The sequence below is a fragment of the Subdoligranulum sp. DSM 23681 genome (assembly GCF_057005535.1).
Map to the genome: position 1 here is coordinate 736,294 of NZ_CM168050.1, position 21,340 is coordinate 757,633.

The following is a 21,340-nucleotide window of genomic DNA, read 5'->3' on the forward strand; positions in this document are numbered from 1 at the left end:
CCGCCCGCCTTCAGCTCAGGTCCACGTACACCGTATGGGTACCGTTGATGGCCATGACAAAGGGATCATTCATGCGGGTCAGGAAATCATCGTCCACCGCATATTCCCGGCCGCCGGCCCTGGCCACCATGGCCATGCGCTCCACACGCAGGGCGCTGTCCCGCATTTTCAGGCAGGCCAGCAGCTGCTGGGGCGTGGGCAGGGAGCCGATTTTCCAGCCCCGGCCGTCAAATCCGCCTTCCAGCGGGTCCAGGAACCGGCGGATGGTCTGTTCTGTACGGCGCTGTATCTCGTACACCTTTTCCATATCGGAGCAGCGCAGCCAGATGCGCACCGAAAACCGCACAAACCGGGGCTGGCAGAGCACCAGGGTCTTGCCCAGGGGCACCATGCCGCCCGCGTCGGTCAGGGCCTGACGCACAGCATCCTTGACGGCGGAAAAGATGTGGCTTCCTTTTTCGTATTCGTCGATGAGCAGGGCCACCGTGATGGTGTCGGCGGCGGGGCGGCCCTGGCGGTCGATGCCGCTGCAGCATTTGATCTGCCGCACGCCGCAGCCCAGCTGGGCGATGATATCAAAGTAATCCCGCTCGCTGACAGCCCTGCCCCGGGTACGCAGCAGGTTGGAGACCAGTCCGGCGGCCACCTGTTCATCCCCCGCGTCGGTACCGCCGTACGCTGCCATGGGGTTGCTCACATGGCTGATATACCGGATGGGCTCCGCCATGGTATGGATGGCCCCCGCCGGCACATTGCCCTGGGTGCCCTGGTAGCTCTGGTATTCCACCCGCACGGCGGGAGCGCCTTCGGGCGGGGCGTAGACCGAGAAAGTATGCCGGTCAAAGAGCACCGCACCGGCGGCGGTGTCCAGTTCATAGAACCGCCCCCGCTGGGCGGCGTAGGTGCGGCGCTGCCACAGGACCCAGTGATCCCGGCCGGGATCTTCCGGCTGTTCCTCATTCACATAGACCCGGGCCATGAGGATGTGATTTTCCCCCAGTTTGAACCGCACCGCCGCCCGGGGATCGTCCACAAAGAAGGTCTCGGTGCGGGTGCTGCGGTTTTCCACCCGGGCCATGTTCAGGGTGATGCCGCGCACCACCGGCAGACCGGAGCGCTGGGTGAGATCCCCCCCGCACACCATCCGCAGCCAGTAGCGGTCCTTGCCGTACAGCACGGCGCGGGCGGCATCGGCCGGGATCAGGGCCAGCAGGGAGCCGGAGTACAGCAGGCCTCCGGTACCGTCCTGGGCCTGCACCGGCACGAAACCCGTGGGGGAAAGATATTCCACCCCGTAGTTCAGGGGCAGGTCCTCATGGTTTTCCACCTCAAAGTAGAGGCTCAGCGGGCTGCCCTGGGGACAGGCGTCAAATCCCAGATACAGGCAGGCGCCCCGCCGTTCGCTGCAGGTAAAAAGAGGAGTGCCCCGGCCCTGACGCCACAGGGGCAGCAGATCCTGCTCCGCGAAGTTGTTGCGGGTTTGCACCGCGCAGGGTTCCAGGGGCGCGGATGCATAGCTGTAGGAGAAACACAGGCCGGTGATGACCGGTACATGCTGCCGGCAGGGCAGCTGGTACAGACCGTCCGCCCGCAGCAGGCGCAGGCGCAGGCGGTATCCTTCCGGAAGCTGGTCGGCGGGAAGCAGGTCCCCGGGGCAGCGGAAGGAAAGCGCCAGATGGCCCCGGGCTGACCCGTTGAAGAGCAGGGCCGCGTGTTCATCCGGCAGCAGCCGTTTCCAGCCGCGGGTGCTCAGGTATTCGATCAGGACGTAGTCCGGCTGCACATCCCGCATTTCCGGGCGAGGGGTCTGGGTGACCTTGCGCATGATCACCTTGTAATCCACCTCGACCTCCACCTCGGGCAGGGTCTGTTCCACCGTCTCGAAGTCCAGGTCGAATTCCATGGTCACATCGGCGCCGGGACGTTCCAGCGCTGCCGGACACTCGATGCCGCATTCGGTATACAGTTCCAGCGGCGACCCGAAAGGATAGAACCGGCCGGGAGACTGGGTGATATCCGCGCTGCGGACCTCCTGGGGGACCAGTCCGGTGCGGGAAAAGACCAGGGCCGCGCCGCACACGCTCAGTTCCATGGCATGGCGTGCCCGGGCGCACAGCCGCCAGCGCGGGGCGGTCTCGGGCGGTGTACAGGCGGGCCAGCTTTCCTCCAGACGGAACCACAGGATGTCCTCCTGTACCCGGGGACGGGGCAGGGGCAGCTCGGTTCCCCCTTGTCCGGACAGGGTGAAGGATACGTCCTCCTCCCCCAGCCGCTGGGCGGCCGCCGGGGCATCCTGCGGGTCCGGGGTACGGATCTGCAGGCCCAGCTCCCCTGCCTCCAGGGTACTGAGCCCCCGGTCAAATTCCAGTGTCAGCAGATGGTGGGCTTCACTTTCCGGTTCCGGGTCAAAGGCGGTGAAGACACAGTGCTCGGCGTCATCCCCGTCCAGCACCGTGACAATGTGATCCTGTTCCCGCCGTGCCGCCACGATGGCCGTCAGACGGGCGGGCGTTGCGGTGATGCCCTCCGTGGTTTCAAATACCAGGGAGGGGCTGCCCTGGGCGTCCTCCGCCAGAAGCGCGGTGCCCCGGGGCACATAGACAGGCTGTTCCACCCCGGCCACCGGGTCGAACCGCACATAGCTGCGGGCCGAGAGGGCCGGGTCCGGCCGCAGGCGGTCAAACAGGTTCAGGTAATGCACCTTATGCATGCGCAGCACATCGGCGAAGCGTTTTTCGCTGTCGGCCAGCATATCTTCCAGCAGCAGCGCCGCCGCCGAGCCCGGGTCCGGGTCCTGCGGGTCGAAGCGCCATTCGGGCACGTAGGCGCCGGCCAGCTGCTGCAGCCTGCGGCGCAGTGCCTGGTTCTCCTGTTTCATACGCGCTTCCTCCCTTGCGGTCACAGTTCGTCCCCCACGCCCTCATACAGATAATAGGGGAACACCAGATTGTTGGGGTTGTTGGTGGAACGCACGGTGTAGCCGATGGTGAAGGTGAGCACGCCGCGGCCCAGGTCGTGCATGTCCACATCCACCGCAATATCCATGATCCGCGGTTCCCACAGAGTCAGGGCCTCCACCACCTCCGCCTTGATGCGGGTCAGGGCCGAGAGGTCGGGCAGTTCGAACACATAGTTATGCAGGTTGCAGCCGAAATCCGGGCGCATGGCGCGCTCCCCGCAGCGGGTGGTCAGGATGATGAGCACCGACTGGCGGATGTTTTCCTCCTCGCTGCTGGTGGCCAGACGGCCGGTCGCCGCGTCCACCCGGGGGGGAAATGCCCATCCCGTACCCAGAAAATCCCGTGTGCCTGCCATGTTCGGCTCCTTCCTCCGGTCCCGGCGGGGCCGGTTTTTCTCAGTTGATCTTGACCATGCCGCCGGAAATTTCGGTCATGGCGCCGCCCTTGACCTGGACGGTCTGTTTGCCTTCGGCCTTGAGCATCCCGCCGGACAGCTGCATCATCTGGTTGGCCGACACGTTGGCCTGCTGGGTAGCTTTGGCCGTCAGGCGGTCACATTCCAGCTTGAGTTCCCCGCCCCGGCCGTCCAGGGTGACGGTGCATTTGCCGGTCTTGAGAACGATTTTGGCATCGGCGTTGAGCTGGGCTTCCCCGGATTTGCAATCCAGACGCAGCAGGTTTTTTCCGTTTTTGTCCGAAAGGGTGATGCACTGCTTTTCATCGTCCAGACAGGCGGTCAGCCCTTTGGGCGTGGTGACGGTGCAGCTTTCCTTGCCTTGCTCGTCCCGCAGCACGACCTCGTGTCCGCCCTTGGTGCGCAGGGCCTTGACATTGTTCTTCTTGTCAAAACAGCTGCCGGGATACTGGGCTCCCGCCGGATACAGTACCCCCAGAACAAAGGGGCGGCGCATCTCGGCACCCATAAATCCCACCAGGACCACGTCCCCGATTTCGGGCACGGCGTAGGCGCCGTAGGCTTTTCCGGCATACGGGTGCAGCAGGGGCATCCATTCGCAGATGTTGCTGCCGCTTTTCCAGGAAAGGAACTCCACCTTGACCATGCCGGGGTTGTTTTTGTCTGCGTTGTCGGTCACCTTGCCCTGCACAAACTGAGGCGGACGGCGCAGGGTCGGGTCCCGGGCGAATTCCCCGCCGGGTTCCAGAAGTTGGGTAATCTCACTCATAGGCTGTTGATCCTCGCATCAAAGGTGGTGGTAAAGCCGTTCTGGGAATAGACATGCCGCACATCGGTGATATAAAAGCCGGTGTCGGCTTCGGGGACAAGCCCCTTGATGTTGATCCAGCGGCCCGGTACCAGCTCCGGCAGACCGATGCACCGGCAGCTGAGGACCCCGAACTGCTGCTGGATGCCGCCCATCAGGACCTTGGCCCGGTCTGCGGCATCCCGGGCACTGGCTGTGCGGGGATCAAAGTAGGTGCGCTCGGTGCCGGAGAGCATCCGGTTGGGGCCTGCGCCCTTGCCGAAGCTGCCCTGGGCCGTGGCGCTGCCGGATACCGGTTCGTCGCTGGTGGGGTCCACCCCCACCACCGTCACCTTTTTGACCAGCGGCGCGCCCCGCAGAGAGAAGCTGGCCCGGGAGATGCCCTGCCGGGGTTCCAGGGTCATGATGGGCGTAGAAGCGGCAGGCGGGCGGCGGAAGTAGGCCTTGCCCGCAAAGATGAAAAACTCACATCCGGTGTACTGGGCCTGCCGCACCAGAAAGTCGTAATCGCTTTCCATATTGAAGGGCAGCGGCTCCCGTTCGGCTTCCTGCAGCTGGACGGTCCGCCCGCTCAGATAGGTGCTGACAGGCTGGGCCCCCAACAGGGCATTGACCACGGGCGCGATCTTTTTTTCGCTGCGGATCTCCAGGCGCTGCATCTTCATGAGCAGGCATTTGGCGTCCATACATTCGATATGGATATAGGGGGCGTCGTCCTCCTCGAACTCATACCGGACCTCGGCAATGAGGCCGCTGAACACCGTTTCGGTACGGATGTACCCCAGCTGCAGTTCCACCCGCGCGCCCAGCTGCAGTACCTTCACCGCGCCTTTGGCGGAAAAGGAGGTCTGCTCATAGTCGTATTCCCCCATCACATCAAAGGAGACCCCCGATGCGGCATACCCGCAGGTAAGATCGGCGGTGACCCGGGACAGGCGGGTCTTGAGGCTTTCGGTGATATCGGTGCCATCCACCAGGATCCGCACGGTGGGGGCGCGGAAATCCTGATACTTGCTCTTGAGCTGCTGGTAACTGGTGCCGGCTGTCATCAGGTCCATGGGGCGCCCCCTTTCCGGGTGTTATTTGATGGACGGTACCTTGAGCACCACCGCCCGTTCCAGCCGGCGGGGGTTGAGGATGCCGTTGGCTTCGGCAATGACCTTCCACTGGCCGGGATCATCGTATTCCTGGCCGGCGATCATCCAGAGCTGGTCCCCCTGGGCCAGGGTCCGTTCCTTGGTGCGGTTGGGGGATTCATTGGGCTGCTGGGTGCTCTGCTGGATCACCGCCCGTTCCTCCCCCACAATGACCAGCTGGACCCGGGCCTGCACCGGCGTGCCGCCCGGTGCGAACATGGTATACTGCGCGGTGGCATTTTCCACCACCCCGATGAAATCCAGGGTCCCCCACAGGAAATTCACCTTGGGGGGCTGATGGCACTGGCGCACGAATTTCACCAGCTGCATGATCTCAGCACAGGCAGCGGCCGGGTTCTCCTTGGAGCCGGCTGTGGCGGATTCCCGCAGGAGCGGCACCAGGCCTTCGGCACCGCTGGCCGAGCTCTTTGCCTCCGACGTGCCCAGGGCCGGCAGTTCGGTCACTGTATCAAAGTACAGGGGCACGATGAGGCGGGCCGGCTCTCCCGCCGGGACCTGGCCCTGGTCCGGGCTGCCGTTGTTGCCCAGGCTCTGCCGGCGGGACAGATGCGCATGCCGCTCAATGGTATATTCCGAAGGGTTGAACTGCACTGTCACCGTCTTTTTTTCGGTGGTGGTGCGGGCGTTGGACCCGGCTATGATTTCCAGGCGTGCCTTTTCCAGTTTGGCGGGGGTCAGGGTGTTGGACCCTTTGGTGTTGTTGTTGGCCGCAGGTTTGGCGGCGTCCGGTGTCAGCATGGGTCACATCCCCCTTCTCATCTTTTCACTGCGCAGGCGTTCTTCGATCTGCCGGTAGACCTTGTCGGCGATCCGCTCCACCTCGGTGGGGCCCAGGGTCCGGGATACCGGAGCGGAGAGGGTCTCTCCCGGAAGGCGGACCGTGGCATCGGTCGTGGGCTGCTGTATGGTCTCCCGGTGTACCGTCCGGGTGCGGTGCACCGTCCGGATGCCGTCGGATTGCCATTCTGCACTGCCTGTCGGGGCCGTGCCTTGGGCAGGGACCGGGGTGCGGCGCAATTCCATGGGCGCCGGACTGCCCGCCGGTATGGCGGGCGGCATGCCGGTTCCTGCGCCCCCCTGCGGCAGGGGCATCAAAGGTGCCTTGTCTGCCGGGGTCTGGCCGGCCGGGATCACCGGGGAGGCGGCGGCCAGCGGCGCCATCGGCACCGCCGGAGGGGTGAGGCCCGCCGTTGTACGGACCAGGGCTGGTCCGGCGGCTGCCCCTGCGGGCAGCCCATATCCGGCTTCCGGCCGGGGGACAGTACCGTTCCCGGAAAGGACCGATGCCATCCCCCCGCGGGGGATCATGGGCGTGCGCACAAAATCCGGCAGGGTGCGCAGCGGGGCGGCATCCCACCGGGCGGCGGGCCGGTTGTTCTCTTCCGTCGTGGAAACGATACTGCCTTCTTCCGCCTTCCGCCCATCGGGGGAAGGGGCGCGGGACATCCCGCGGGAAGCAGCCGGCGCAGAGACGGCCGGCACCCGCTCCGGCATCGGAAAGGAGATTGCCGCCGGGGCGCGGACATCCGGTGCCTTCCCCGCGGCGGATTCCCGGGCACCGGCCACTTTTTCCTCCGCCGGTGAGAGGCGGTGGAGCAGCGGTGCGGCTGTCATGGCGGGAACGGAAGCGGTGCGGGCAGGCAGGTCGGTTTCCGGGGCCGCCGCCTTTTCCGGGCGGATGGACCGGTCCGGGGTCCGGACCTCTGCCGTCCGGGTGCGGACGGACTCCTCATTTTTAGGGGTGCTGGGGGCATCGGTTTTCCGGAGACTGTCGGGGGGCTTTCCCCCTCCCTCCCGGAGCCCGGATGCAGGCGCCGGCAGAGGTTCCGGGGCCCGGATCTGCCGGGTTTCAGCGGTCTGTTCCGGCGGCATTTGCTGCCGGGGCAGTACCCGCTGTGCGGCAGGGATACCGGCCGGGGATGCCGGCGTGGGCGCCCGCAAAGGCGTCCGGCCGGTCTCTCCTGCGGAAAAGCCCACCGACGGATCTCCGGGAACCGGCAACGAAGCGGCCGGCACAGCGGAAGGCCGGGGAGAAATCTTCTGCCCGGGCCGTTGTTCCCATACCGTGGGCGTCGGTGCGGCGTGCACCAGCGATGCCGCCTCCACCGGAGGCGCCGCGGAACGGACCGGCTGCACCGGGACCGACAGGCTTTCTTTTTCCTGCCGGGGTGCGGCAAGTCCGTCCCGCCGGTCACTGTGCCGGGGTTCCTCCTGTGACGCAGAGTGTGCGGCCGGGGAAAGGGCCGGTGCGGCATGGACCAGCGGCGCGGTGCGGATGGCAACCCCTTCCCGGGGTTCCGGGCTTTCCGACAAAGCCTGGTCTTGCGCCGCTGCCGACGGCTGCTGCCGGATGGTCGGAAGCGATCGGCTTTCGGGTTTGGGCATTGGCGCCGGACTGTCCGTCCGGGCTGCGGAAGCGGAAACGGCGTGCGCTGTTTCCGGGGTCTGGCGGGGTCCGTCCGCCCGCACGGGGGCCGGCGGCCGGGTAGCTGCGGGCGCGTCCTGCCGGGTTGACGCCCGTTCCGTCACGTCTGTGCGCAGGATGCGTCGGGCCGGTTCCGGCCGCTGCAGACGTGCGGGACGGGGATCGGGCAGGGGCGCCTTCCAGGCGTCCCGCTCATCGGGTTCTGTATGTCCCAGAGGAACGCGGGGAGAAGCCGCGGCGGCGGATGCGGGAGACGGGGCTTTTTCCCCGGGAGCCGGGGCGGAGGGGGCCGCCTTCGGCGCGGAAGCCCTGCCGTGGGAATCGGCGGACAGGGGCTGCCGGCGGCTTTCCTGCGCTGCGTTGTTTTCCGGTGTCGGCGGTTCCTGCCGGGGCAGTACCCGCTGTGCCGGCATCATGGGAGATACCGCCGCCTTGGGCTCCCCCGGGGGAAGGACACCCGCCGGGGCAGACTTCGCCGCCGGGACCGGCAGCGGACCGCCTTGCGGGGCGGAGGAAGTACGGATTTCCGTCACCGCCGTGCCAGATACCGGCATGCGGCCAGGGTGGGGAAAAACCGTTTCCGCCGGGACAGGCGTCCGGCCCGATGCCGGGGCCGTCCCCTGCTTTTCCGGTGTTTCCGGCTGGGGCAGCAGCGGCCAGGGGGCTTTTGCCGCCAGACGGGCGTTCTCTACCACAGACCGGACATCGGCGGGCCGTGCGGCCAGGTCCGGTCCGCGGGAGCGGCCCCCTTGGCGGCGGGGGGCGGTGCGGAGGGCGGCTTTCAGCCGGCCGCTCTCCTCCCGCAGGACGGTGACCTGCTGTTCCAGCATCTGCATGCGCCGGGATTCGGTCCGGCTTTCCTGTTCCACAGCCGAAGCCAGCTGCAGGGCCAGGAACCGCAGATCCAGCTGCAGGTTGATCAGATAGTTTTTGCGGATGGCCTGTGTGACCTGGTGCAGGTTTTCCACATAGGTCTCATACCGGGCAGGCTGTGCCGCCGCGGCGGGGGCCAGGTGTTCCATGGGAGCGGGTGCCCCCACCGAACCGGCAAAGGTGGTATAGCGGGCAAGGATCTCTCTGCTCAGAACAGGGTCCAGCACAGGCCGCAGCATATCCCCACCTCCATTTCAATCCTGCCGGGTCACACATCCCCCGCCCTGACCGAGGCCAGGGACCGTCCGGCCAGATTTTTGCTGACGGGACAGGTTTCCAGGGTTTCGTAGGTCAGTTCGAACCGCTCGATGACCACCTGGCTGTTCAGGGCATCCAGTTCCCCCAGGCTCCAGCGCTTGATGACCGCACCGTGCACCTGATAAATGTTGCTGACAGCGCCGCCGCGTCCGCCCACCATGATCAGGATATCGGGCAGGATGCGCCGGCCCACGGCGGAACGCGGGCTGAGCAGGTCGGTCACCTGACCGCTGTTGCCCAGTCCCCGTTCCAGCACAAGGGTCCGCTCGGCGGAGGCGGGACGGCACAGGGAGTACACGCGGTCGTTGACGCCGCCTTCCTGAAACGCCTGGGTCTCGATGGATTCCTCGATGTTGGTCACTTTGGAAAAACCCATGCGGATATTGCTGACAAAAACCTGAAACTGATAGCCCGAAACCGGTTCCGGCCGTTTGTTCGGTGTGTTGGCATTCCCCATGGTTTATACCTCAAAGATGTTTTTGGGCGTCTGGTTCAGTTCCTTGTGGATGGCGGAGATCTCCGCACAGAACCGGCGCCGGGTCTGATGGTCCAGCGTCATAACCGTCTTGTAATCCCAGTGGTAGTAGTAGGCCAGGAAGGAGACCTCCTTGTACAGTTCCTGCTCGGGATAGAGGGTTACTCCGCTGAAGTAAAATTTACCTGATGCTCAAAGGTATGGCCGCACTCCGGGCAGACACAGGTCTCCACGATGGGCTCCACTGCGTTGATGCGCTGGTACATGCTCTGCAAAAACGCCAGGTCGGAGGAGTAGAGCCGCTCGATGACGCGGGGGTCGATCTTGGGAACGGTGCCCAGACTGGTGATGACCCGGGAAAGCAGGATGATGGTCAGGTAACCGGGATTCTGCACCACCCGGGGGTCCCGCAAAGGCAGGATCTCGTCCGCCGCCGTGGCCAGACGCATGACCCCGTGCTTGTGCAGGGTGCCGGCCGCATCGATGTACCCTTTGGGCAGATCGAACTCAAATTCGGTGGCAAAATCTTCCATGGTATCTTCCTTTCAGTCCCGCACCCGCGCGGCACCGGGGCCGCGCGGGGATCCGGGACGCAGTGGCGCAGGCCGGTTACTGGTCTCTGCGCATTTCCTCAAAGGCCAGTTCCACGCTCTCGAAGGCGATCTCGCTGGAGGAGGCGTTGAAGTCGGGGGCGGTGTACTTGCAAGGCCAGGCATTGACCAGGGTCCAGCTGGCGATGTCGTTGTGGGCGTCATCCTGCAGGTAGATGGTGATGTCCTGGACACGGTCCTCGGCGGCGGCCTTGGAACCGTCGGAGATGCCCGCCACCCATTCATAGAAGGACAGGTTTTCGGTCATGCCCCATTTCAGGGTGACGTTGCCGTACTTGGTCAGACCGGGCATCTTGCGGGGGGAGTTGATGGGATCGGTGCCTTCGCGGTATTCGATGACGTCCACGCTGGCATCAAAGCCGCTGACCTCCGAGAAGGCCGCCACGTCGATGCTGTCGATCTCCACGCGGTAGTTGTATTTCTTAAAGGGATAGGTATTGACTGCCATGGTTATGTTCCATCCTTTCGTTCAGCTTGCCCGGGGGCGTCACTCTTTCATGTTCTGGGTGATGCGGAAGATGACGAATTCGGCAGGACGGCTGGGCGCGGCACCGATCACGCAGATCAGGCGGCCGTTGGCGATATCCTGCTCGGTCATGGTATCGCGGCCGATGTTGACGAAGAAGGCCTCGTCCTCGGTGGCACCGACCAGCGCGCCGGAGCGGTACATATCCCGCAGGAAGGAAACGATGGTGCGCTGCACGCGCAGCCACAGGACCTCGTCATTGGGCTCGAACACCGCCCAGCTGGTCTGGGTGCGGATGGTCTCTTCCAGATAGATGAACAGACGGCGGACGTTGACATACTTCCACAGGCTGTTGCTGGAGCAGGTGCGGGCGCCCCACACCCGGATGCCCTGGCCGGGCAGCGCCCGGATCAGGTTGACGCCGGCGGGATTGAGCAGGTCCTGCTCGCCCTTGTTGTACATGCAGGACAGGCCGATGCAGTTGTTGACCACCTCATTGGCGGGCGCCTTGTGCACGCCGCGGGTGTTGTCGCTGCGGGCATAGATGCCGCACACGGCCCCCGAAGGCGGAATGTAGGCAGGACGCTTGGCCGCCATATCGTACACTTCCAGCCAGGGATGGTACATGGCTGCGTAGTCGGAGTCCACGATCTCCCGGTGGGTCAGCAGATCCTGGGGTTTGGTCAGTTCCAGGGGCATGTCCAGCACGGCAAACCGGCTGGCCAGGTTCTGGCAGTGGGCCACCAGCGCCAGCTGCACGGCAGGGCTGGTGATGCCGGGGATGGCCATGATGCTCACGTTGCTGACTTCCTCAAAGGCAGCCAGACCGGTGCGCTTGCCGGGGGCGTCGCCGCCGCCGATGTAGATGGCATCTTCCATCTTCCGGCAGTCGCCGTCGGTGCCGCCGGACAGGGTGAAGACCGCCTTTTCCCCGGCTGCGTCGCCGGTGAGGGCCAGCATGGGCGGGCAGACATCCTCCACCGGGGTGACCTTGACCGAGACCAGGGCCGACCGGGCCAGCTTGTTTTCGATGTAGCTGGCATCCTGGGGATTCAGGGAAACGTTCTCATAGGTTTCGGCCACGTCTTCGCAGCTGATCTCGATGTTCACTTCGCAGCTGGCCAGGATACGGCGGGGCACCAGACCGGTGTCCACGATGTCCTGCTCGAACTCGTTTTCAAAGGAGACCTCATTGCCCTGGACGCGGGCCACCCGGTTGTGACCGGCCAGACGGCCGCTCTCATACAGGGCCACCACATCGCCCACGCTGAAGACGGAGGCATTCTTGAGGGTGTAGGTCTTGGCGGCGGCCGCATCCTCAGTCACGGCCACGGCCTGGGTCTTGCCCTTGGAGGCCGCGGTGACGGTGACCCGGATGCCGTTGCCCCACTTGCCGGGGTTCTTGGCGGTGAGCACCACGCAGCTCATCACCGCACTGGCGGCCTTGGCGTCGGCGGGGGCCACGCGCATGACATAGCAGCGGGCGCCGCCATTGGCAAAGAACTGCTCCACCGCGTAGGGCAGGAAACGGTTGCCGCCATGGGTGTTTTCGGACAAATAGCCGCCGAACTTGCGTTTGTAGTCGGCAAAGCTGGTGAGGAATTCCGGCGTGCCGACCACGGGGCCGCGCTCCGCCATGCCCACGAAACCGGCGGTGCTGGTGCTGACGCCTTCCATGGCGCGCATGCCGGATTCAAATTCTTCCACGTACACTCCGGGGGATAAATACTCAGCCATAATCTGTCTGGGTCCGGCCGGTCATGCGCCGGACCACTCCTCCTTTTCGATTTGTTTTTTTGTTGCGTGGGTCAGTTGCCTACGGTCGTTTTTATCTGCCCGGGGGATACGATCTGGATCACTCCCCCGTAAGCGCACATCAGTTTGCAGGTACTGTTCAGTGCCGGCATGCCGCCCAGCAGCACGGTGGTGCTGCCCGGTACCCAGGGTCCGGTGATGACCGGCACGCAGGGCATGGGCGTGAGCACGCCCATGGCGGCGGAAGTGGCCGAGGCCACCGTGGGATTGGCCATTGAGCTGCACATGCCAAAGGGCACGATGTTGGTCATGGGTTTCATATCCATGATGTTGGCTGCGGGCGGACCGCCGCACAGGACCTTGTTCTGCGGGGTGACCACCAGCGCGGACGGCGCCATGCCGAAGCTGCACATCAGCTGGGCACCGGCGCAGACTAGATTTCCTGCCATCGCATCGCCTCCTCATCATACCAGCGGACAACGGGATTCCTGTCCGCCCATCCCGGCGGGATGGGAACACTGCAGCGTCCATCAGGCTGGGCCGGAGCGCAGGCCGTCAGATAGACGGGCGCCCCTTCCTTCCAGCGCTTCCGGGCGGGATGATCCACCCGGTATCCGCCGTCCGGCCGGCGGGCCGTCAGGGTAAACAGCTCCGCTTTGGAGCCGCTGCCCACGCAGATACGCCGCCAAACCAGATTGGCCGCCATGTACCCGCGCAGGCTGATGGCCTCTCCGTTGCCGGAGAAAGCTTTCAGCGCCAGGGGCGGGTCCTCCCGGAACAGGAGCGCGGCCAGCCTTCCCGGCGGGCCCTTGGCCTCAAACCAGTCACAGTCAGCAAACCCGCTGTGGGGCCGGCGGTACATCTGGACCAGGCGCAGGGGCATGTCCGGGGGCAGCTGGTCCGACCGGACGGACAACGTCCTGGCAAAATAGCGGGTGCTTTCGATCCGCACTTCCCAGCCGTCGGCCGGTTCCGGTCCGGGGGCGGACTCTGCGGTGAACACAAAGAATCCTTCCGGCTTGCGGATGGGACGGACGGGCCGGCCGTTGACAAAGAACCGCTGCCCGCCGTCCGCTATGGTCGCACCGCTGAAATCGTCTTTCAGCAGCAATGCGAAACGCAGGGAAATATGAATCAAAACACATCACCTTCTTTCGGCGGACGCCTTGCGGCGCGCCGCCCTCACAGAGGACGTTTGCCCCGTATCTCCACCTCACGCACACGGGCGAAGGATTCCTCCCGGCGGGAGGAGAGCATCAGCGGCGACACGGAAAAGTAGATTCCCAGCTGATAGGGGGTGGACAAGGCCGCCCAGATCTTGGTTTTTTCCTCAAAGGTCAGGGTCAGCAGGGAGATGGCGGCGGCCTCCTCCGGTTCCGGGGAATAGGGATGGAGTTCGTTCACATCCACGGCGGGGTAGTCCGACAGCACCTGCAGCGCCCTGCCCAGGATGCGCTGTTCCGCCTCGGCACCGGTGGCCATCTGCGCCTTGCTGTTGAGGAACAGCATGTAATGCAGCGTCAGCGGACGGGGCGGACGGCGGCGGATGTTGTCCGCCCCGCGCTGCAGGGCCCCGGCCCGGTATTCGCCCAGTTCCCGCAGATCGTACAGGTACAGCCCCAGCTGAAAGTCCCCGTTTTTGTCGGTGGGGGCCGCCAGCCGGATGGACTCCGGGGCACTGACCGGGGAGGGGCACATCTGCGCCCGCAGCAGCCGGAGCAGGCCGGCGCTCACATCGGCCACAACGGAAAAATCTGCCATGGACGCATCACCCCTTTCGGATGGAATAATACATGGGCGCGGTGCCGGCGGCGTCGGTATCCAGCACGGTGCCGGTGTCGTAGGGATAGCAGTATTCGTATACAAGACCATCCTTTTCCAGCCCGTAGCGCTGGATCTGGTTGGCATAACTCACGCCGCTGACCTCCACAAACAGCTTGTTCTGCTGGTCCAGCTGGAAGGTCACATTGGAAAATGCCGTGGCCTCGTCCCGGCGCAGGCGCTCAATGGCCACGCAATCCTGGATGGCCGGAGGCCGGTCCTCCTCATACACGTCCGCGGAAAGAGTTTCCAGCGGGATGTTGTCCGCACATACCGTGACCTCGCTGACAAAGACCTTGGTCTTGTCCAGGTCGGCCTCCGCCTGCCAGATGTTGCTGTCGATCTCAAAATACAGGGTCAGGTTTTTCTGGATGAAATCCGGGGCCGCAGCGGCCGACGGCACAGGCGACGGGGTGGGCGACGGGGTGGGGGTCGGATTGGGTGTCGGGCTGGGGGTCGGCGCGGTGACCGAAGCCGCGGTACCGCCGGAAGCGGTGCTCCCGGACGGGGCCGTCGCGGCGGGGACCGACGTGGCCGGCACCGCCGTGGGAGCCGGGGTGGCCGGTGCCGGGGTGGCGGAAGTCCCGCCGGAAGAGGATTCCCCGCCGGAATTCACCCACCCCACCGTGCGGATGCCGGTTCCGCCCTGGGCGTGTACCGCCCGCACCGTGGCACCGGTTGTCTGCACCGAGGCGGGCATGTAATACAGCGGGGCACTCTGGTCCGCCGCGGCGTTGGCGTTTTCCCACACATCCACCCGGACCCGGCAGTCCACTGTAATGACCACGCCGGCTTCCTGGTAGAGGAACACGCTTTCGGTGTCGTTGTAGTAGATGCAGGGGGTCTCGGTGAAGGCCGCTTCCAGGTCGGCCAGTGTGGCCCCCACCAGGGCGCTGTAATTGATCTTGCCGGCGTACACCGAGCCGGTGTAGAGGGCACGTCCCTGGGTACTGTACAGGGTGCCTTCGCCCTGGGGTTCCCCGCGGAAGAACTGGCCGGTGTAGGCAATGATGCCGTTTTCGTAATATTCCGTGCCGGAACCGTGGTAGAGGTCCTCCGCGAACTCGCCCTCATAGAGCAGGGTCCCAGATTCCCCGTACGCTTTGCCGGTACCGTCCCGCAGGCCGCCCTTGAAGCTGCCCGCATACAGGACCGTGCGGCCGTCCTCCGCGTACAGGACCCCTTCCCCGCTGTACTGGTTTTTCTCAAACCCGCCCTCGTACATGGGATTGCCGGAGGGCCAGTAGCGCACCCCCTGGCCGCTGTACTGATTGTTTTCAAAGCCGCCCTCATACACCAGGCGGCCCTTGCGGTCCCGCAGGGTGCCGTTGCCGGTGCATACGCCGGCCACCACATCCCCCACATACACCACGGTGCCGTCCGCTGCCCGGATGTTGGCCACGCCCGTGTAGTCGGCCAGGGCCATATCGTCAAAATCAAAGGTCACCGTGGTCATGACCTGTTCCGGCTGGGAGGGTTTGGGTGTCACCTTTGGGGCAAACATGGAAAAGTACAGGAACACCGCCGCACACAGCACCAGGATCAGGGTCAGGAACAGCTTTTTGTAGACCCAGTACCGCCCCACACTGAAATAATCCTGGGGCGACTGGGGTTTGAGGGTGACCAGGGCCTTGACCTTTTTGGTAAGAGGCGGGATGAGCTTGGCCGTCAGGATGTTGACGTTGAACATCCGCTGGATCCGCACGACCAGCATGCGGAAGGGGTTGGTGACGGCCGTCACCACACGCTTGAAAATACTTGCCAGCAGCTTGAACAAAGGCTCACCCCCTTCCGGTCAGAATGTATCACAGCCGCTTTTCGCAGCGGAAAATGTAGGTGCGGGAAACGTTGTCATACTGGTTCTCCCGCAGAACCACCGCAAACATGTTCTTGGCGTCGTACCAGCGGCCTTCCCGGTACAGTTCCATCGCCTTGTCGAAGGTCTCCCGGGTCTCGTTGATCAGGCGGATCTCTTCCGGCGTACAGCTGTCATAGAAGTCATACAGACCGAAGCGGGTTTCATCCGCGCCTTCGGGACAGCCGATGAACCGATGGAAGTAGTGGCTCTCGTCCATGCCTTCCAGAGCGGCCCGGGTGACCACCAGACGGCTGGAGAACTGCCGGAGCTCTCCGGCCTGCGCGGCCAGGGCGTCCATCTCCCCGCTGATCATGGCGGGCACCAGACGCTTTTCGTCCCCGCAGATGCCGTAATACACCTCGGCCCGGTGGACCAGGAAGAAGGCTTCCATCCGGCTCTGCACCGGTGCTGCCACATTGACGCTGTCCAGGCGGGACAACGCCGCCAGGGCGATGTCCACCGCGCTGTCCCCGCCGGAGGGGCAGATCACCTGCAGACGGCGCAGGTTGACGCTGTCGGTGAGAAGGACGGCGCCGTACTCCTCGCACAGCTCATCCACAATGGCAAAGAACCGGTCGGTGCGCTCCTTGACCTCGTCCTGGGCCAGACGGGCGCTCAGGGTCATGTCCACGCTCAGGATGTGGTAGGAAGCGTGCTTGCCGCTGGCCAGGTCCAGATCGCCCAGGTTCTCCTTGCCCAACAGCTGGAACACCTTCTGGGGAATGAACCGGAAATAGGTGGCGCTGGTCTGGCGCAGGTTGTAGATCTGGACGTCGATATCGCCGGCCATCTTGTTGAAGACCCGCACGATACCGGAAAATTCCTCCGAATCGTCATCTTCCAGGCGCACGTTGCGGTTGCCCTGGGCAAACTGTTCCAGGCCGCTGCGGATCTTGCTCAGCGGACTGAGCACCCGGCGGAACACCAGGGCCAGCACGGCGCTGACCGCTGCCAGGAACACCGCCCCCACCAGGCAGAAGCCCAGCAGGTATGCCCGGGTGTACTGCCGGACGTTGTCCATCTGGATGCCGGTTTCCAGCAGATAGACGGTGCTGCCCGACATGCCGCCCACCGGCGTGACGCAGACCAGCCGCTCCCCGTTTTTGTCCCGCAGGACGCCGGTCTGGGCTGCGCCCGTGTAGGCGGCCTTGAGGTACAGGGAATCCGCTTCCGCGTTCATGTTGACGGTGAAGGGATAGAAGCAGGGGGCATCCCGGTCCACGCCGGTGTACAGCATGCCCCGCTCATAGTAGGCGGTGCGGGTGTAGACCGAACGGGTGTTCATCTGGTTGAGCAGATACCCGTAATCGTCGCCGGTATAATCGTAGGGATACTCGATGCCGTCAAAGCTCTCGGTGCCGAAGAGGGCCATGAGCATGTTGCCTTCATCCACCACCTGCTTTTCAAAGCTCTGGCGGATGGCGTTGGCGTAGGTCCGGTAGGCAAAGGCACCGAACAGCACCACCGACAGCGCCAGGAGCGGCACGGCGGCCACCATGAGTCTGGCGGCCAGGGTCCGGCGGCTGCGCAGGGCGTTCAGTCCCGCCGGCAGGAGCACCGCCCCTGCGGCGAACACCAGCAGCCAGATCACCGTCCACAGCAGGGTATTGCCCAGCAGGATGGGAATGCCGGGACGCACCGTGGAGATGACTTCCACCTGCCCGTCCACCGACAGGATCAGTTCATACCGGTTTTCCGTCTCATTTTTCACCACGCCCACAAAATTCTGCTCGTTTTCTATGGACGCCTGCACCAGATCCGCCGGCGCATAGCTGGCAGAACCGGCAAAGGGTTCGGTGCCGGATTTGAGCACGGTGGTCTGCCGGGTGGTCAGGTCGATGGAAAGCAGATCGCCGCTTTCCTGCTCGCCCAGATACATGGTGCCGGTGTCGATGGGCGAAGCGTAAATGGGATACATGACCTCTTCCAGCACGCGGGCGGGATAGATCTCGGTGGTGCCCTGCCCTTCCTTGGCCAGGAACAGCTTGCCGGAACCGGAGATATAGGCGGTGTCGCTGCCCATGGCCCAGGCACGCCAGATGCCCTCGTCAGGGTCGATGGTGTAGCCCCGGTTGAGTTTGGCGGTCAGGTCTCCGCCCTGGGTGAGGGCGGCGGGTTCGTACACTTCCCGCACCAGGCTGCTGCCGTCGGCGGTGGTGCCCATGATGCTGACCGAACTGGTGACGGACAGCCAGCGCCAGCGCACGTTGGTGGCGCCGGGATCCAGGGTATGGGACGAAATTTTGGGAAAGAGCAGCCGTCCCGGCCGGTATACCTGCAGCTGCTGGGAAACCGGACTGCCGGACAGCGGATCACTGAGTTCCAGCAGCAGATAGACATTGCCCAGGGTATCAGCCGCCATATCCTGAAGGGATACCCGCTTGCCGCCGATCTTTTCCGGGACCGTAAACCGCTGGGAAACCGTCGAGTCCGGTTCCACGCGCTCCACGATCAGGCCGTTCTCCCCGTAGCGGGCCAGCAGCGCGCCGCCTTCCGTGTACTGTACGGCGGCCAGATTGGAATAGCTGTGGGATGCCAGCACAATGTTCTGCACCACACTCAGGCACAGCGCCAGCACAAACACCGCAATGAGGATGCCTCTGCCTTCCTTTTTCACCTCTCGTCCCCCCTTTCCCTTTTACTCATTTTCGTCCATCAGGGACACTTCCCCGATGGTCTGCATGCCCCCGTACGCCGTATTTTCTTTGGCGGCGCTTTGGGCAGACATCCGCAGGGTGATCTGGTACACCGCATAAACCAGGGTGAGGCAAACCAGGGCCGTCAGGAAGATGGCCATGGAATGGCGCCGCACAAAGGCCCAGAATGCCAGGACCCGGTCCCACAGACGGCGCAGCCCCCGGTGGGGCGGTTCCGGGTTGTCGGGCATGGCCCGCACCGCCGCAAGGATGGCACCCACCGTGGTAAAGCCGCCGGCCTGCATCTTTTTGTAAAAGGCCACCAGCTCCCGGGGATAGCGGGAAAGCTGCCCTTCCGCTTCCGGTTCATAGGCCTCGCTGAGCAGGGCAAACACCTTTTCGGCGGCGGCCCGACAGAAGGCGGCCATGTCCCGGCCGGGGCGGTAATCCGCCAGATCGAAGAAATAGTTGAAATAGACTTCCCCGGTTTCGCTCAGGTTCACACAGCGGTTGTGGAGCAGAAGCAGGGCCAGGGACGGGGGAAGCTGGGTCTCGGCGCAGGCGGCCAGGAGCCGCTCTGCCATGGCGCGGCGGTGGGGAAAATCCACACCGTAGATGGATTCCCGGCTGGTGAGCAGGCTTTCGGGCCGGTAACGGAACACCAGGTGCAGCGCTTCCCCCTGGGAGGCACTGCCCAGGAACTCTCCGTTTTGTCCGAAAGCATCCCCCGCCACCAGGGAGGCCATTGCCCGACGCACCGCCGGGGCCGTGACCGACACCACCGTGTACAGCACGCCGGACGCACGGCGACGGTCCTCGCAGACCTGGATGCGTTCCACTTCATTGGCCAGCACCAGACGGACCGGTTCCAGGTCCATGTTCAGCACCGCGATCATCCGACGTTCTTCCCCCTTTCCCGGGATTCAGCCCGGAAGTTCAGGTCTCGGGCTGTTCTTTCTTTTTCTGGCTGACGATGGCGAAGGCGTAAGCGCATACCGTCGGGTCGCTGACCGCTTCCACGCGGATCTCGTACACGCCTTCCCGCGCCGGCGCGGTGTAGGTGCCGTTGTTGTCGATGCTGCCGCCTTCCGGGTCACGGATGGAGAAGTTGCAGGCCTCGCTGGGCATGTTGATGAACACCGGTGAGATATGCGCCGTGGCCTTGGGCTGCAGAACGATGGTATCCGGGTTGACCAGCAGCATGGGCTCGCCCGCCCGGTGCTGCTGGAACTGCTTGTCCAGCTCCCCGGCACGGAAGGCAAACCAGCGGATGCGCAGGCTGATCAGGCCGGTGTCCTCCAGCAGGCGGAGCCCCACCACAAAGGTGCCCCGCTCCGGCAGGACCTTGACGGCGGTGCTGAGCTGGTAGACCCGCTCGGCGGCACTCTGGCGGTGTTCCCCCGCGAAGATGGAGGTATCACCGAACAGCAGTTCACCGGTGGTGCCGCCGTGGCCGTCGGCCGTGATGTATTCCACCCCGATCTGCACGCAGACCGGGCCGGGTCCCAGCCCGTGCATGATCTCGTCCGAGAACAGTGGCTGCCGTGTGGAGCCGCCCATCCCCAGCGGGAAATCAAACACGCCGCAGGAAGTGCTGCGGGCCGGTTCCGGGCGATCGGCGGCCACACCGGGGCGCGGAGGCGCAACGCCGGGATCCGCGCTGACCGCGGGGGCCATGGACTGGGGCGGATAGTATTCCGACAGACGCCGCAGCATCATGAGCTGCTGGGCGTTGTAGCAGTACTGCCCGTAAGGGACCGGTTCCACCCGGTCGATGATGACCGCGTTGCCCTGGCGGATCAGCCGCACACGGGCCAGCCAGAGCCGCTCGTCGTAGCTTTCTTCCAGCTCGGTGTCCATGGAGCGCTGGTAGTACTCCGCCAGGTACCGGTTTTCGATGTCGCTGTCCACCGGCTTGAGGGCGATCTCCATGTTCTGGTTGAGCACGAAGGTTTCGTCATTGCGGCGGATGGCAAAATCGCTCAGGGTCAGGGCCGCGCTGTTGCCGCCCCACAGGTATTCTTCCGGTGTGAGGACGGTGTAGACGGTGTATTCCTCCCCCTGGGCCAGACGCAGGTTGTTGCAGGCGACTTCGGCACCCGCGCCCTCCGGACCCGTAAAGCCCGGTGCATCCAGCCGGTAGGCGAAGGAGTATTCCCCCGTGCCGGCGCCGGTGCGGCGGATGGTGGTGGCTATCCGCACCAGGCTTTCCCGCGCCACATACAGCGGGGTGTCCTGCACCACTTCCACCTCCTGATCGGAGTAGATCACCGTGGTGCCCACAAATCCGGACAGCGGGGTGGAAATGGCGGGGGCCAGGTTTTCATCCAGCAGCATCAGGCTGTACTGTTCCCGCACCCGGTTGTAGCGCGTCTCCCCGCTGGGGTCCATGACGGCGTACATCTCCTCGGCGGGCTGTTCATCGTACCGGATTCCCAGCAGCGCACAGGAGGTGGCCAGCTGGGCGAACCCTTCGATGGTGGAAAGCTTGACCACCCGGGTGGCCGGGACCACGATCTCCCGCCCGGAGGCGTCGTAGGCACAGCCGGCCTGGATCACCAGGGACAAGTCGTCGGCCCGGATGACCCCCAGACCGGCCACAATGCCGTTGGCCCCCGTCAGGCGGTTGCCCAGACGGCGCTTGTCGTTGTAGTAGCGCTGCTCCTCCTCAAAATCCCGGGCGGTAAGCAGCTTGCCGTAATAGTAGTTGTTGCGCTGGAACGGAAAATATTTGCGATTCAGCATCGGTCCGCCTGCTTTCT

18 protein-coding genes are annotated in these 21,340 nt (G+C 64.6%); all 18 read right to left on the bottom strand.

The genetic code is table 11. From position 1 onward, the window contains the following. Positions 1-10: 10 nt before the first annotated feature. A complete protein-coding gene (locus AC127K_RS03570) occupies positions 11-2,878 on the bottom strand; it encodes a baseplate J/gp47 family protein (protein WP_483721608.1) in 2,868 nt (955 codons plus the stop codon). 20 nt (positions 2,879-2,898) lie between these two features. Beyond that, positions 2,899-3,315, bottom strand: a complete 417-nt coding sequence (locus AC127K_RS03575) for a GPW/gp25 family protein (protein ID WP_294538515.1) — start codon at positions 3,313-3,315, stop codon at positions 2,899-2,901. 40 nt (positions 3,316-3,355) lie between these two features. Beyond that, positions 3,356-4,144, bottom strand: coding sequence for a phage baseplate assembly protein V (locus AC127K_RS03580; RefSeq protein ID WP_483721609.1), 789 nt, complete (start codon positions 4,142-4,144; stop codon positions 3,356-3,358). Further along, a complete protein-coding gene (locus AC127K_RS03585; RefSeq protein WP_483721610.1) occupies positions 4,141-5,241 on the bottom strand; it encodes a phage late control D family protein in 1,101 nt (366 codons plus the stop codon). Before AC127K_RS03585 ends, AC127K_RS03580 begins: the two co-directional genes overlap by 4 nt. Before the next feature lie 21 nt (positions 5,242-5,262). Then, a complete protein-coding gene (locus AC127K_RS03590) occupies positions 5,263-6,078 on the bottom strand; it encodes a CIS tube protein (RefSeq protein ID WP_483721611.1) in 816 nt (271 codons plus the stop codon). Positions 6,079-6,081: 3 nt separating this feature from the next. After that, on the bottom strand, positions 6,082-8,877 hold the full coding sequence (locus AC127K_RS03595) for a hypothetical protein (RefSeq protein WP_483721612.1): 2,796 nt from the start codon (positions 8,875-8,877) through the stop codon (positions 6,082-6,084). A 29-nt stretch (positions 8,878-8,906) separates the two neighbouring features. Then, entirely contained in the window at positions 8,907-9,332 is a 426-nt protein-coding gene (locus AC127K_RS03600) for a phage tail protein (RefSeq protein ID WP_483721613.1), read from the bottom strand. 84 nt (positions 9,333-9,416) lie between these two features. Continuing rightward, entirely contained in the window at positions 9,417-9,572 is a 156-nt protein-coding gene (locus AC127K_RS03605; protein ID WP_483722171.1) for a DUF6760 family protein, read from the bottom strand. 20 nt (positions 9,573-9,592) lie between these two features. Then, on the bottom strand, positions 9,593-9,964 hold the full coding sequence (locus tag AC127K_RS03610) for a phage tail assembly protein (protein ID WP_294538501.1): 372 nt from the start codon (positions 9,962-9,964) through the stop codon (positions 9,593-9,595). 76 nt (positions 9,965-10,040) lie between these two features. Continuing rightward, positions 10,041-10,490, bottom strand: a complete 450-nt coding sequence (locus AC127K_RS03615; RefSeq protein ID WP_294538498.1) for a phage tail protein — start codon at positions 10,488-10,490, stop codon at positions 10,041-10,043. A gap of 39 nt (positions 10,491-10,529) precedes the next feature. Next, on the bottom strand, positions 10,530-12,215 hold the full coding sequence (locus AC127K_RS03620; RefSeq protein ID WP_483721614.1) for a phage tail sheath family protein: 1,686 nt from the start codon (positions 12,213-12,215) through the stop codon (positions 10,530-10,532). A gap of 101 nt (positions 12,216-12,316) precedes the next feature. Then, on the bottom strand, positions 12,317-12,712 hold the full coding sequence (locus tag AC127K_RS03625) for a DUF4280 domain-containing protein (RefSeq protein WP_294538493.1): 396 nt from the start codon (positions 12,710-12,712) through the stop codon (positions 12,317-12,319). After that, on the bottom strand, positions 12,697-13,401 hold the full coding sequence (locus AC127K_RS03630; protein WP_483721615.1) for a hypothetical protein: 705 nt from the start codon (positions 13,399-13,401) through the stop codon (positions 12,697-12,699). The genes AC127K_RS03625 and AC127K_RS03630 overlap by 16 nt, the downstream gene beginning before the upstream one ends. A 44-nt stretch (positions 13,402-13,445) precedes the next feature. After that, positions 13,446-14,024, bottom strand: coding sequence for a Pvc16 family protein (locus AC127K_RS03635; protein WP_294538488.1), 579 nt, complete (start codon positions 14,022-14,024; stop codon positions 13,446-13,448). 7 nt (positions 14,025-14,031) lie between these two features. After that, a complete protein-coding gene (locus tag AC127K_RS03640) occupies positions 14,032-15,861 on the bottom strand; it encodes an MORN repeat-containing protein (RefSeq protein WP_483721616.1) in 1,830 nt (609 codons plus the stop codon). A 28-nt stretch (positions 15,862-15,889) separates the two neighbouring features. After that, on the bottom strand, positions 15,890-18,559 hold the full coding sequence (locus AC127K_RS03645; protein ID WP_483721617.1) for a HAMP domain-containing protein: 2,670 nt from the start codon (positions 18,557-18,559) through the stop codon (positions 15,890-15,892). 21 nt (positions 18,560-18,580) lie between these two features. Beyond that, positions 18,581-19,474, bottom strand: a complete 894-nt coding sequence (locus tag AC127K_RS03650) for a hypothetical protein (RefSeq protein ID WP_483721618.1) — start codon at positions 19,472-19,474, stop codon at positions 18,581-18,583. A gap of 40 nt (positions 19,475-19,514) precedes the next feature. Then, positions 19,515-21,323: a hypothetical protein gene (locus tag AC127K_RS03655; protein WP_294538479.1), complete on the bottom strand. Its 1,809-nt coding sequence runs from the start codon at positions 21,321-21,323 to the stop codon at positions 19,515-19,517. Between the last annotated feature and the right edge of the window lie 17 nt (positions 21,324-21,340).